Origin of the sequence: Novosphingobium sp. APW14, from assembly GCF_032337075.1 — a bacterium.
In the GTDB taxonomy this organism is placed as follows: Bacteria; Pseudomonadota; Alphaproteobacteria; order Sphingomonadales; family Sphingomonadaceae; genus Novosphingobium.
Map to the genome: position 1 here is coordinate 198,518 of NZ_JAVYAB010000001.1, position 12,556 is coordinate 211,073.

Below are 12,556 nucleotides of genomic sequence, written 5' to 3' on the forward strand. Positions count from 1 at the left end.
CCCTATGCGCACAAACCGCGCGGGGGGCTAGGCCCTCGCCGCAGGGTTCCCTATAGCATCCGCAGAATCGTTGCCGGAGCATTGTCCCGTGAAGTTTTTTGCCGACACCGCCGAAATCGCCGAAATCAAGGAACTGGCCGCCACCGGCCTGCTCGATGGGGTGACCACCAATCCCTCGCTGATCGCCAAGTCCGGTCGTGATTTCATCGAAGTGACCCGCGAAATCTGCGGGATCACCAGCGGACCGGTCAGCGCCGAAGTGGTCGCGCTCGATCACGAAGGCATGATGCGCGAGGCGGAAATCCTGCGGAAGATTGCCGATAATGTCTGCATCAAGGTGCCGCTGACTATCGACGGTCTCAAGACCTGCAAGGCGCTGACCAGCGACGGCACAATGGTCAATGTCACGCTCTGCTTCTCGGCCAACCAGGCGCTGCTCGCGGCGAAGGCCGGGGCAACCTTCGTCTCGCCCTTCGTCGGTCGGCATGATGACAACGGCTTTGATGGCATGCAGCTGATCAGCGATATTCGCCTGATCTATGATAACTATGCCTTCGATACCGAAATCCTGGTCGCCTCGGTTCGCCACGGCATCCACGTGCTCGAAGCCGCCAAGATCGGCGCCGATGTGATGACTGCGCCGCCGTCGGTCATCAAGGGGCTGTTCAAGCATGTTCTGACCGAAAAGGGCATCGAAGGCTTCCTCGCCGATTGGGCCAAGACGGGCCAATCGATCTGAGCGACTAGCTGATGGCCGACGAAACGCCCCTTGATCGCTTCCGTTCCGTGCTGACCGGCGCCAGCCGGGCGATTTCGCACGAGCCAGAGCTTGAGGTGGCGTGGACGGCCGACATGGCCGTGGCCAATGGCAAGAACCTGCGGGTGCCGATGCCGGGCCGCAACCTGCCGCGCGAACAGGCGATGGAAGCGCGCGGTTATGCGGATTCGATGGCGCTCAAGCTACGCCACCACAACGAGGCGCTCCACGCCAAGGCTGCGCCCAGCGACCCTTCGGCGCGGGCCTGTTATGATCTGGTCGAACAGGTTCGCTACGAAGCCCTCGGTTCGCAGGCCTATGCCGGGATGCGTGACAATCTCGATGCGGCAATGGCCGTGCGGATTGGCGGCGATCCGATCGCTCGCGCCACCAGCCCGGATGAAGTGCCGCTGCCGGTGGCGCTGTCGCTGCTGCTGCGCGAACACCTGACGGGGCAACCGGTACCCGAAGCTGCGCGCAAGGGCACCGATATGCTGCGCGGTTGGATCGAGCAGCGCGCCGGGACCGATTTCGATGCCCTGGCGCTCTCGCTGGATGACCAGAAGGCATTCCAGGCGCTTAGCCTCGACATGTTGCAGCACCTTGAGCTGACCCGCTCCGAGCCAGTCGAGGCCGAACCCGAGGAGGGCGAGGACCAGGACGGCGAGGACGACAGCGAGGACAATCCCGACGCCGGCGACAGCCAGGAAGACCAGGCACCCAGCGAAGTCGCCGGTGAGCCGACCGAGGGCGAAGAGGACGGCGAGGGCGAGGTCGAGCAGCAGGTCGAGGACGACAATGCCGAGGCTGAGGCCGGCGACGATGGCGAGGAGGGGATGCTTCCGGTCCGCCCGAACCGCCCATGGACCGACATTCCGGGCAACTTTGATTACAAGGTCTTCACCGAACAGTTCGACGAAGTCGTCGCCGCGCAGGACCTTTGCGATGAGGAAGAGCTGACCCGGCTGCGCGCCTATCTCGATGCGCAGCTCAAGGGCTTGCAGGGGATCGTCACCAAGCTCGCCAACCGGCTGCAGCGCCGCCTGATGGCGCAGCAGAACCGCTCATGGGATTTTGACCAGGAAGAAGGCATTCTCGATGCCGCGCGGCTGGCCCGCGTTGTGATCTCGCCCGGCCAGTCGCTGTCCTACAAGGTTGAGCGCGATGTCGAGTTCAAGGACACGATCGTTACCCTGCTGATCGACAATTCCGGATCGATGCGCGGGCGGCCTATCTCCATCGCCGCGATCAGCGCCGACGTGCTGGCCCGCACGCTCGAACGGTGCGGGGTAAAGACCGAGATTCTGGGGTTCACCACCCGCGCCTGGAAGGGTGGGCAAAGCCGCGAAGCCTGGCTCACGGGCGGCAAGCCGACCCAGCCGGGCCGCCTCAACGATCTGCGCCACATCGTCTACAAGAAGGCCGACGAGCCCTATCGTCGCAGCCGCCGCAACCTGGGCCTGATGATGCGCGAAGGGCTGCTCAAGGAAAACATCGACGGCGAGGCGCTGCTCTGGGCCCACGCCCGGATGCTCGCACGGCCAGAAGACCGCCGCATCCTGATGGTCATTTCCGATGGTGCGCCGGTTGACGATTCAACCCTGAGCGTCAACACGGCGGGCTATCTTGAGCAGCACCTGCGCAAGGTGATTGACTGGATTGAGCGGCAATCGCCGGTCCAGCTCGTTGCCATCGGCATCGGCCATGACGTCACCCGCTATTACCGCCGCGCCGTGACTATCATGGACGTTGAGCAGCTTGGCGGCACGATGATCGAGCAGCTGGCTAGCCTGTTCGAGGACGAATAGGCTTGACCGTTGCGTTTAACCGCACGATTAAACGCGCCATGAACAAAGCCACCAGCACCACCGAAGCCGTCATGTCGCGCCGTTCGATCCGGTCTTTCAGCGACAAGCCCGTCCCGCTCGAAATCCTGCAGCAGGTCATGGAAACCGCGCGCTGGACCCCCTCCGGCTGTAATTTCCAGCCGTGGGAAGGCGCGATCCTGACCGGTGAGCCGCTGCGCCAGTTGCAGGAAAAAATGCGGAATACGCCGCCGCAGAATCCGCAGGAATACTCGTGGAGCGATCCTGAAGTGCTGCCCGAGTGCAAGGCCCGCCTGCAGCAGGTTGGTGCCGATATGTATGCGGCGATGAATATCGAGCGTGGCGACAAGGCGGCGCGGGGCGATTTCATGGCCCAGAATATCGCCTCGTTTGGCGCGCCGGCGGTGCTGATGGTCTATTTCCCGCGGGTGATGGGGCCGCCGCAGTGGTCGGACGTCGGGATGTGGCTGCAGACCATCATGCTGCTGCTGCGCGAACAGGGGCTCGATACCTGCCCGCAGGAATTCCTCTCGATGTACGCCAAGCTGATCAAGGATTTCCTTGGCGTTTCGGATGAGAGCCACATCTTCTTCTGCGGCATCGCCATTGGTTATCGCGATGAAGAGGATCCCGTGAACGGGTTCGATCGCAAGCGCGAACCGCTGGAAAGCAAGATCCAGTTCCTTGGCTTTCAATAGGACTGGCTTGGCATGAACGTCTCTGAAGCCGTCGCCAGCCGCCGCACTGTGCGGGCGTTTCTGGACAAGCCGGTCGATCAGGCCGTGCTGCGACGGGTGCTGGAGAAGGCACAGAATTCCCCATCGGGCGGCAATACCCAGCCATGGAATGCCACGGTGATTACGGGTGCGCCGCTGGCCAAGCTGCTGGCCGATGTTGCAGCGATCCTGCCTGAGGGACCGGCGCGGCATAGGCCCGAGTACAATATCTATCCGCCCGAACTCGACGGTGCCTATGCCGAGCGCCGCAAGGGCGTGGGTGAAGCGATGTATGCCGCGCTGGAAATCCCGCGCGACAACAAGATGGGCCGCCTTGCGTGGTTTGCCAGAAACTTCCAGGCCTTTGGCGCGCCGGTGCTGATGCTGATCCACACGCCCCGCTATATGGGCCGGCCGCAGTGGTCGGATATCGGCATGTGGCTGCAAACCGTCTGCTTGTTGCTGCGCGAGGAAGGGCTGGATAGCTGCCCGCAGGAAGCCTGGGCGATCTATCAGGAACAGATCCGCGCCGTGGTCGATATCCCGGACGATCATATCTTTTTCTGCGGATTGGGAGTGGGCTGGCGCGATCCTGCTGCGCCGGTCAACAATTTCCCGGTGCCGCGCGCGCCGCTGGATGAAGCGATCCGCTGGGAGGGCTTCTGAGCCTCTCCATGCTGCTGTGGGTGCCGGTAACGATCGCCGCGGCATCGGCGCAGGTCTTTCGTAATGGAGCCCAGGCGAACCTTACGAAGACAATCGGCACGCTGGGAGCGACCCAGGTGCGGTTTGTTTTTGGAGTGCCCTTTGCGCTGCTGTTCCTTGTGGCCGCGCTTTGGCTGAGCGGCCAGTCGCTTCCGGGCCTGACCAGGCCCGCAATGGCCTGGGCTGCCTTTGGCGCTGTTTGCCAGATCCTTGGTACCGCGCTCATGCTGGTGGTGATGCACCAGCGCGCGTTCGGGGTGGCCTATGCCTATATCAAGTCCGAGCCGGTGCTGGTGGCGGTGCTTGGCGTACTGCTGCTGGGCGATCACCTTAGCCCGCTGGCCTGGCTGGCAGTCGCAGTGGTGACAGCCGGCGTGCTGTTGGCCTCGGTCAAGCCGGGGGACTATCGCAATCTCCTGAAAGAAGGCCGGATGATTGCCGCAGGCGTCGGCGCAGGCGGCTTGTTCGGCCTCTCCGCCATTGCCTTTCGCGGCGGGATCGGCGCGCTGGAGGGCGGCGATTTCCTGATCCGCGCGCTGACCGTGCTGGCGATCAGCCTGACGATCCAGGCCGGGCTGCTTGGCCTGTGGCTGGTGGCGCGCGATCGCGAAGCCTTTACCGGCAGCCTGCGGGTCTGGCGGACCAGCCTTGGCGCCGGCTTCCTTGGGGCTTTCGCCTCGGCCTGCTGGTTCACGGCCTTCGCGCTGACCCCGGCGGCCAATGTCCGCACGCTGGGCCTGATCGAGATGCCATTGGCGGCGCTGCTGGCTGGCCGGCTTACCGGCAAGGCCACCAGCCGGCACGAGCTGGCCGGATTGCTGATCGTCATGGCCGGGTTGGGGCTGCTGCTCGCCTCGCTGGCGGCTTGACCAAGCCGCTGTCCCGCGTAAGGCGCGAGGGATGACTACGACGCCCCTGAAGCTGTTCAACAGCCTGACCCGCCAGCTGGAAGAGTTCCAGCCCGTTCACCCGGGTGAGGCGCGCGTCTATTCCTGCGGGCCGACGGTCTACAATTATCCGCACATCGGCAACATGCGGGCCTATGTCTTTGCCGACGTGCTGGGCCGCACGCTGAGCTTCAAGGGTTACAAGCTGACCCATGTGATCAACATCACCGACGTGGGTCACCTGACCGACGATGCCGATGCCGGTGAGGACAAGATGGAGAAGATGGCGGCCGAACGCGCGCAATCCATCTGGGACATCGCCCGGCACTATACCGAAGCCTATTGGGCCGATGTGAAGGCGCTCAACATCCGACAGCCGGCCAAGTGGACCATCGCCACCGAATTCGTGCCAGCGATGATCGATTTCGCCAAAAGCATCGCGGACAAGCACTGCTACGAGCTCGACAGTGGGCTCTATTTCGATGTCTCGACCGTGGCCGATTACGGCCGCCTCGCCCGCGCCCAGACCGAGGATGGGGAAGGGCGGATCGAGGCGGTTGAGGGCAAGCGCAACGCCGCTGACTTTGCGATCTGGCGCAAGACCCCGCCGGGCGAAAAGCGGCAGATGGAATGGGATTCGCCATGGGGCAAGGGCGCGCCGGGTTGGCATCTGGAATGCTCGGTCATGTCCGGGCAGGTGCTGGGCTTCCCGTTCGACATCCACACCGGCGGGATCGATCACCGCGAGATTCACCACCCGAACGAGATCGCCCAAAATCAGGCCTTTTGCTGCACCAATGGCCTCAACGTTCCCGCCAATTCCGGCGCGAACGTGTGGATGCACAATAACTTCCTGGTCGAGCGCTCGGGCAAGATGAGCAAGTCCTCGGGCGAGTTCCTGCGGCTGCAACTGCTGATCGACAAGGGCTATCACCCACTGGCCTATCGGATGATGTGCTTGCAGGCGCATTACCGCAGCGAGTTGGAATTCAGTTGGGATGGCCTGGGTGCGGCGCTGACGCGGCTCAAGCGAATGCTCATAGCGCACCGCAAATGGACCGAGAAGCTGAAGGAAGGGCGCATGACACCGGGCGATAGCTGGGAGCGTGAGCGTGTGACCAACGCCTTGGTTGCCCGGTTCGATGCCGCTGTTTCCGGAGATCTCAATACCGCCGATGCACTGACCGTGCTGGAAGAGACCCTTGCCCTCAAGGGAACCGCGCCTGAATGCGTGGCAACAGCCGTATCGCACATGGACCGGGTCATGGGTCTTGGCCTCGATCAGCTCGAGCGTGCCGACCTCCGCATCCGCCCGAAGGCCGCGACCATCACTGAAGCCGAGATCGAAACCGTTCTGACCCAACGGAAGGACGCGCGCGCCGCGAAGGACTTCGCCACGTCGGACCGCTTGCGCGATGAACTTGCCGCGCAGGGCGTTGAAGTGATGGACGGAGACCCGCTCGGCTGGGACTGGAAATTGGGCGAGTGAGTGCGCCAGAAGCAGCCGCTTGCCAAGCTGCGCGGTGGCGCTAGTCTAGTTGCATGCTGCAACCTATTGCCTGGATCGCGCTTGCGCTCGTGCATCTGATGCCGGCGCTCGCCTTTTTCCGTCCTGCCACGCTCACCGCGCTTTACGGGATTAATGCGGACAATCGCCTATTCTTGCTGCTGCACCACCGTGCGGCACTGTTTTTGGCGGTTGTTGTAGCCTGTCTCTGGGCGGCCTGGCGCCCTGAGGCACGCCAAGTCGCCGGCTTGGTGACGGCTATATCCATGTTGGGTTTCCTGTGGCTCTTTTGGCGCGCGGGTTCACCGGCGCCCTTGCGGACTATCGCCCGGGTTGACCTGTTCGGGCTTCCGGTGCTTGCCTTCGCCCTTTGGGGAGCTTTCAAACCGTCATGACCATTGCCGTCCTCTCCGCAATTGCCCGCCCAATCCTTGAACCGCGCCTGCCAAACTGGATCGAGCCGCGCTGGTTCGCCACGACCGAGGAACTGCTGGATATTGCCGACCAGGCCGAGATCGGCTGGTTCGATCTCTACAAGAAGGAAGACATGGCCGAGGCTGCGCGGCGCGCGGTCAACCTGAAGTGGCTCAATTCGATCTATGCCGGGCTTGATCACATGCCGCTCGCGCTGCTGCACGAGCGTGGCGTTACCGTTACGAATGGCGCTGGGATCAACGCGATCACCATCGCCGAATATGTTGTCATGGGCATGCTGACGGTCGCCAAGGGCTATCGCGAGGTGGTCCATGCCCAGTCGCGGCATGAATGGCTGATGGATTCACCGGGCAAGCGCGAGCTGTTTGGCAGCAAGGCGCTGCTGCTCGGCGTGGGGGCAATCGGTTCGCTGATTGCCGAACGTCTTGCGCCCTTCGGGGTCGAAGTCACCAAGGTTCGCCGCACACCGGGGCCGGACGTGCTGGCGCCTGATCAATGGCGCGCCAAGCTGGGTGAGTTTGACTGGGTCATCCTGGCCGTGCCCGCCACGCCTGAAACCGATGGGTTGATTGGCGCGGCCGAACTTGCGGCGATGAAGAGCGACGCCGTGCTGGTGAACATCGCCCGCGGGCAGGTGGTGGATCAGGATGCTTTGATCGCGGCGCTCAAAGCCAACCAGATCCACTCGGCGTTTCTCGATGTCACCACGCCCGAGCCGCTGCCTGCCGAGCATCCGCTGTGGGACCTGCCTAATGCCCATGTGACGATGCACCTGTCGGGCCGCGCGCAGGACAAGATGTTCATCCGTTCGGTCGAACGGTTCCTCGTCAATCTGGAGCGCTATCGCCAGGGCGAGGCACTGGAGCCGGTCATGGACCTGTTGCGCGGATACTAGGCGTCTTCCAGCAGCAGCAGCTCCAATTCCAGCTCCAGCCGCGGTTGGGGCAGGGCGGTCTGGTCAAGCGCGATAACAGCAGCATCGGCAACCAACTGGCCAGGAACCGTAAACTCGTGGTCGGGCAGCGCCGCGATCAGCGTTTCGCCTGCGGCGATTGCGTCTGTTCCTGAGAAGGCCAGAACGACGTTGTGGCGCGTGCCGGCAAAGGTGGCGCTGGCCCAGTTCCGCTCTGAATGACGCACCAGCTCTGCTTGCCCCTGACCCAGTTCAAACAGCGCTGACAGCAGCGATAGCCAGGGGCGGCGGCCCTTACGCTGGGCCGATGCGGCCAGGGTGCGGAGAATGGCTGGATCATGCTGCATGCTGGTTCTCCCGAAATGTGTTCATGAAATGTTCCACTCGTAATTCCGTCGCAGTTCGGGGGGTGCGGCCGTTCCGCAGGTCTTGCACGAAGCGCGGATCGTGCGCGGCCAAGCGGCCGAACTTGGTCCACGGCATTCCGGTTTCGCGCAGGAATTGCTCGATCCGGCGTATCAGCATGGCATTGTCTCCGTTGTGCGATGGGCATCGATCCGCGAATCGAAGCTGGGAATAATCCTTATGTCGAAGGCGAAATCCTACTTGTCTAGGAAAAATACATCGTGTAGGATCAAATGATGGTTATCCCCGATCCCCGCCAGCGCCTGCTGCAACTCGCCACCGAGCGGGGCGCCAGCTTGTCGGCCTTGTCTGACCTGATCGGAAGAAATTCGACTTATCTTCAACAGTTCATTCGCAAGGGCAGCCCGCGCAAGCTGGAGGAGACCGATCGACGCACGCTCGCCCGGTTCTTCGGTGTGGATGAGGCGGAGCTGGGCGCGCCAGAGGAAATTTCCTTGCCGGAAGCCCCCAAACCGCTGCGCGGTGATTGGGTCGATGTGCCGCGCCTGGCGCTGGGGGCATCAGCCGGACCGGGTGCCGTTGCCGCAGAGGAGCTGCCGATTGGCGCGTTCCGCTTTTCAGCCCGCTGGCTGCGGGAGCAGGGGCTCGATCCGCGGATGCTTTCGGCGATCCGGGTTGAAGGGGATTCGATGGAGGGCACTTTGCGCGACGGGGATGAAATTCTGGTTGATCGCAGCCCGCGCCCCTTGCGCGATGGGATCCATGTTGTCCGCACCGGCGATGCGCTGCTGGTCAAGCGGGTTGACCTTGGCCGCCCCGGCGCGATTACGCTGGTCAGCGACAATCCGGCCTATCGCCCGATCGCACTTGCGCCTGATGAGCTTGAGGTTGTGGGCAGGGTGGTCTGGAAAAGCGGCCGGCTTTAATCCGGTTGCGCTTTGGGCTGCATCACGCCAAATCTCGGGCCATGACTGAAACCAAAGCCGAACCGCCGATGCGCGTGGGGATCGTACCCGTCACGCCGCTCCAGCAGAATTGCTCGCTGATCTGGTGCACCAAGACGATGAAAGGTGCGCTGGTCGATCCCGGTGGTGATCTGGACCAGCTCAAGGCTGCGGTCGCCAAGTGCGGCGTCACGATCGAAAAACTGCTCGTCACGCACGGGCATCTGGATCACTGCGGCCAGACCGGGATTCTGGCCAAAGAGCTGGGCGTACCGATCGAAGGCCCGCATGAGGAAGACCGGTTCTGGATTGCCCAGCTCGATGATGACGGCAAACGCTGGGGCATGCATGCCGAAACGTTCGAGCCGAACCGCTGGCTGCTTGATGGTGACAAGGTAACGGTGGGCGAGCTGGAGCTCGATGTGATCCATTGTCCCGGCCACACGCCGGGTCACGTGGTCTTTTTCCACGCGCCCTCACGCTTCGCGATTGTTGGGGATGTCCTGTTTGCCGGTTCAATCGGCCGGACGGACTTTCCGAAGGGCAATCACCAGCAGTTGGTGGATTCGATCACCCAGAAGCTCTGGCCGCTGGGTGAGGACGTGACCTTTGTTCCCGGCCACGGCCCCACCAGCACTTTCGGCGCCGAACGCAAGACCAACGCCTACGTCAGCGACTACATTCTCAGCTGATTACATCTTGCCGAGGACGACCAGCACGGCAACCGTAGCCAGGCCAAGCAGGGACAGCATGGTGATCAGCGTGCCGACCATGCGGCCCTTGGCGACTGCGCCGGTGCCGTCCATGCCCAGGCCATGGGCAACGCGGCCCAGCATATAGACTGCGCCAACGATGGCGAGCCACTGGCCACCCTTGCCGGCCAGCTCGATTCCACCGATCAGCAGTAGCACCCAGGGGGTGTTTTCCACGAAGTTCAGCTGGGCGCGCATCCGCCGCTCCAGCAGCTCATTGCCGCCGGTGCCGATGCTGATCCCGGCCTTGCCGCGGACTTGTCCGCAGCGGATGCCGAGCCAGAGGTTGATGATCGCTGCGGCAGCGGCCAGTGACAGCGTAGTGGGTAGCAACATATTTCTCTCCCCTATTGGTGCGGTAAAGGGCAGGACGGTGCTTGCAACGCGCGCAATATTCGCTATAGGCGCGCCTTCGCAGCCGCCGGCCCTTTGGTCCAGCGCGGCAACTTTAGTCGACCATACGAATTTCAGGAACAGGTGCCGCGATGGCTGTCCCCAAGAGAAAAACGAGCCCGTCCCGCCGGGGCATGCGCCGCAGCCACGATGCGCTGAAGGTCGAAGCATTCCACGAATGCTCGAACTGCGGCGAACTGAAGCGCCCGCACAACCTGTGCACGGCCTGTGGCCACTACAACGGTCGCGAAGTCATCGCCGTTGGGCTCTAAGCCCATTTAACGGGGGGATAGCGCGATGAGCCTGCCGCGTATCGCCATCGATGCGATGGGCGGCGATGAGGGCGTTCGCGTGATGATCGAGGGCGCCGCGCTTGCACGCCGGCGCCACGATCGTTTCAAATTCCTGCTGGTTGGGGATGAAGCGCGGATCAATGCCGCGCTGGATAATCACCCGAATCTGCGCGCCGCTTCCGAAATCCTCCATTGCGACGATGTCGTCGCTGGTGATGAGAAGCCGACTCAGGCGCTGCGCCGCGCCAAGACCACGTCGATGGGCCTTGCGATCAACGCCGTGAAGACCGGCGCGGCTGGTGCCGCAGTCAGCGCGGGCAACACCGGTGCGTTGATGGCCATGGCCAAGCTGGCGCTCCGCACCATGCCGGGAATTGACCGGCCGGCGCTCTCAGCTCTGATGCCCACTCTTGGCGAGAATGACGTGGTCATGCTCGATCTGGGCGCCAACACCGAATGCGACGCCCGTAACCTGGTCCAATTCTCGATCATGGGAGCGGCCTATTCGCGGATCATTACCGGTCGTGATCGTCCGCGGGTCCGGCTGCTCAACATCGGCAGCGAGGAAACCAAGGGCACTGACGTGCTGCGCGATGCCGCGGCCCAGCTTTACAGCCACAGTGAACTTTCGCTGCAGTTCGATGGTTTTACCGAAGCAGACAAGATCAATCGCGGCGATGTCGACGTGGTGGTGACGGACGGTTTCTCTGGCAATATCGCGCTGAAGGCGATTGAGGGCACGGCTCGCTTCGTCGCCGATCTGCTGCGCCGCTCCTTTGCTTCTTCGCTGCGTTCGAAAGTCGGGTTCCTGATTTCGCGCCCGGCGACCGAACTGCTCAAGCACCACCTTGATCCCAACAACCACAACGGCGCGGTTTTCCTGGGGCTTAACGGGATTGTCGTGAAGAGCCACGGCTCTGCCTCTGCGCTGGGTGTGGCCAACGCCGTTGCCGTTACGGCGCGGCTGCTCGAAGAAAAACTGACCGAGCGGATTGCCGCCGAGCTGGAGCACTTTGGTGCCGAATCGATCCGCAGCGGCGGTAAGGCAGCGGGATGACGCGTCGTTCCGTCATCGTCGGCACGGGCTCTGCCCTGCCGATCCGCGCTGTTTCGAACCAGGAACTGTCTGAACGTGTCGACACCAGCGACGAATGGATTGTCGAGCGTACCGGCATTCGTTCGCGGCATCTGGCGGGCGAGGGTGAAACCACGGCCAGCCTGGCGACCGATGCAGCGCGCGCGGCGCTGGCCGCTGCGGGGATCGCGCCGCAGGATATCGGGCTGATCATCCTTGCGACTTGCACGCCCGACCAGACTTTCCCGGCTTCGGCCACGATCGTGCAGGACCGGCTGGGTTGCCAAGGGGGGATTGCCTTCGATGTTGGCGCGGTGTGCTCCGGCTTCCTCTATGCCGTTACCGTGGCCGATTCGATGCTGCGCACGGGGGCGGCAGAGCGTGCCCTTGTGATCGGCGCCGAAACGATGAGCCGGATCCTCGATTGGGAAGACCGCACCACCTGCGTCCTGTTTGGTGACGGGGCAGGGGCGATCGTGCTGGAGGCCCGCGAAGTGGCCGAAGACGGCCCGGGCATCCTGGCCAGCCGTCTCCACGCCGATGGTGCCCATAATGAGCTGCTCTATGTCGATGGCGGGCCTTCAACCACTGGTACGGTCGGCCATATCCGCATGAAAGGCCGCGAGGTTTTCCGCCACGCCGTGGTCAATCTTGCCGACGTGCTGGGCGAAGTCCTGGCCGACACCAGTTTTAAGCCCGAGGATGTCGATTGGGTTGTGCCGCATCAGGCCAACCAGCGCATACTCGATGCCACGGCCAAGAAGCTCGGATTACCGCCCGAAAAGGTGGTGGTTACGGTGGATCGCCACGCCAACACCTCGGCGGCTTCGGTTCCGCTGGCGCTTGATGCCGCGGTTCGGGATGGGCGCATCAAGCCCGGCGATCTGGTCATGCTTGAAGCCATGGGTGGTGGGTTCACCTGGGGAGCCAGCCTCGTTCGGTTCTGACTTTCCCCAGATCAAGGCAGGTTTTTCAGGTGCTTTGATT

At 63.1% G+C, this 12,556-nt stretch carries 16 protein-coding genes; 13 read left to right on the forward strand and 3 right to left on the reverse strand.

Going from position 1 to position 12,556, the window contains the following annotated elements; translation table 11 throughout:
• Positions 1 to 88: 88 nt before the first annotated feature.
• From fsa to RQP55_RS01075, 8 genes are read left to right on the forward strand one after another with little or no spacing between them, the layout of a single operon-like run.
• A complete protein-coding gene (gene fsa, locus RQP55_RS01040) occupies positions 89 to 739 on the forward strand; it encodes a fructose-6-phosphate aldolase (RefSeq protein WP_315608320.1) in 651 nt (216 codons plus the stop codon).
• 11 nt (positions 740 to 750) lie between these two features.
• The gene (gene cobT / locus RQP55_RS01045) at positions 751 to 2,565 is read left to right on the forward strand and encodes a cobaltochelatase subunit CobT (RefSeq protein ID WP_315608321.1); all 1,815 of its coding nucleotides are present in this window, start codon (positions 751 to 753) and stop codon (positions 2,563 to 2,565) included.
• Positions 2,566 to 2,603: 38 nt separating this feature from the next.
• Positions 2,604 to 3,281, forward strand: coding sequence for a nitroreductase (locus RQP55_RS01050; RefSeq protein WP_315608322.1), 678 nt, complete (start codon positions 2,604 to 2,606; stop codon positions 3,279 to 3,281).
• A gap of 12 nt (positions 3,282 to 3,293) precedes the next feature.
• A complete protein-coding gene (locus tag RQP55_RS01055; protein WP_315608323.1) occupies positions 3,294 to 3,965 on the forward strand; it encodes a nitroreductase in 672 nt (223 codons plus the stop codon).
• Positions 3,966 to 3,973: 8 nt separating this feature from the next.
• Positions 3,974 to 4,873: an EamA family transporter gene (locus RQP55_RS01060; RefSeq protein ID WP_315608324.1), complete on the forward strand. Its 900-nt coding sequence runs from the start codon at positions 3,974 to 3,976 to the stop codon at positions 4,871 to 4,873.
• Between the two features lie 31 nt (positions 4,874 to 4,904).
• Positions 4,905 to 6,380, forward strand: coding sequence for a cysteine--tRNA ligase (cysS, locus tag RQP55_RS01065; protein WP_315608325.1), 1,476 nt, complete (start codon positions 4,905 to 4,907; stop codon positions 6,378 to 6,380).
• Positions 6,381 to 6,433: 53 nt separating this feature from the next.
• Entirely contained in the window at positions 6,434 to 6,793 is a 360-nt protein-coding gene (locus RQP55_RS01070; RefSeq protein WP_315608326.1) for a hypothetical protein, read from the forward strand.
• The gene (locus tag RQP55_RS01075) at positions 6,790 to 7,728 is read left to right on the forward strand and encodes a D-2-hydroxyacid dehydrogenase (protein ID WP_315608327.1); all 939 of its coding nucleotides are present in this window, start codon (positions 6,790 to 6,792) and stop codon (positions 7,726 to 7,728) included. Before RQP55_RS01070 ends, RQP55_RS01075 begins: the two co-directional genes overlap by 4 nt.
• On the opposite strand, the gene RQP55_RS01080 is transcribed toward RQP55_RS01075, so the two are convergent.
• Both RQP55_RS01080 and RQP55_RS01085 read right to left on the reverse strand, forming a co-directional pair.
• A complete protein-coding gene (locus RQP55_RS01080; protein ID WP_315608328.1) occupies positions 7,725 to 8,093 on the reverse strand; it encodes a hypothetical protein in 369 nt (122 codons plus the stop codon). The two genes, RQP55_RS01075 and RQP55_RS01080, sit on opposite strands and share 4 nt — an antisense overlap.
• Positions 8,083 to 8,271, reverse strand: coding sequence for a hypothetical protein (locus RQP55_RS01085; protein ID WP_315608329.1), 189 nt, complete (start codon positions 8,269 to 8,271; stop codon positions 8,083 to 8,085). The genes RQP55_RS01080 and RQP55_RS01085 overlap by 11 nt, the downstream gene beginning before the upstream one ends.
• Positions 8,272 to 8,387: 116 nt before the next feature.
• On the opposite strand from RQP55_RS01085, the gene RQP55_RS01090 reads away from it, so the two are divergent.
• Both RQP55_RS01090 and RQP55_RS01095 read left to right on the forward strand, forming a co-directional pair.
• Positions 8,388 to 9,038 carry a S24 family peptidase gene (locus RQP55_RS01090; protein ID WP_315608330.1) on the forward strand — a complete coding sequence of 217 codons (651 nt, stop codon included), beginning with the start codon at positions 8,388 to 8,390 and terminating at the stop codon, positions 9,036 to 9,038.
• Positions 9,039 to 9,079: 41 nt separating this feature from the next.
• Entirely contained in the window at positions 9,080 to 9,748 is a 669-nt protein-coding gene (locus tag RQP55_RS01095; protein ID WP_315608331.1) for an MBL fold metallo-hydrolase, read from the forward strand.
• Here the strand turns inward: RQP55_RS01095 and RQP55_RS01100 are convergent, their stop codons facing one another.
• Positions 9,749 to 10,144, reverse strand: a complete 396-nt coding sequence (locus RQP55_RS01100; protein WP_315608332.1) for an MAPEG family protein — start codon at positions 10,142 to 10,144, stop codon at positions 9,749 to 9,751. It abuts the gene before it with no gap.
• 149 nt (positions 10,145 to 10,293) lie between these two features.
• Here RQP55_RS01100 and rpmF point away from each other — a divergent pair, with 149 nt between their 5' ends.
• Genes rpmF through RQP55_RS01115 form a run of 3 tightly spaced genes read left to right on the forward strand, consistent with a single transcriptional unit; the run spans position 10,294 to position 12,516 of the window.
• Positions 10,294 to 10,473: a 50S ribosomal protein L32 gene (rpmF, locus tag RQP55_RS01105; RefSeq protein WP_147091317.1), complete on the forward strand. Its 180-nt coding sequence runs from the start codon at positions 10,294 to 10,296 to the stop codon at positions 10,471 to 10,473.
• A gap of 25 nt (positions 10,474 to 10,498) precedes the next feature.
• Positions 10,499 to 11,551 carry a phosphate acyltransferase PlsX gene (gene plsX / locus RQP55_RS01110; protein WP_315608333.1) on the forward strand — a complete coding sequence of 351 codons (1,053 nt, stop codon included), beginning with the start codon at positions 10,499 to 10,501 and terminating at the stop codon, positions 11,549 to 11,551.
• Positions 11,548 to 12,516: a beta-ketoacyl-ACP synthase III gene (locus RQP55_RS01115; RefSeq protein WP_315608334.1), complete on the forward strand. Its 969-nt coding sequence runs from the start codon at positions 11,548 to 11,550 to the stop codon at positions 12,514 to 12,516. The genes plsX and RQP55_RS01115 overlap by 4 nt, the downstream gene beginning before the upstream one ends.
• Positions 12,517 to 12,556 lie beyond the last annotated feature (40 nt).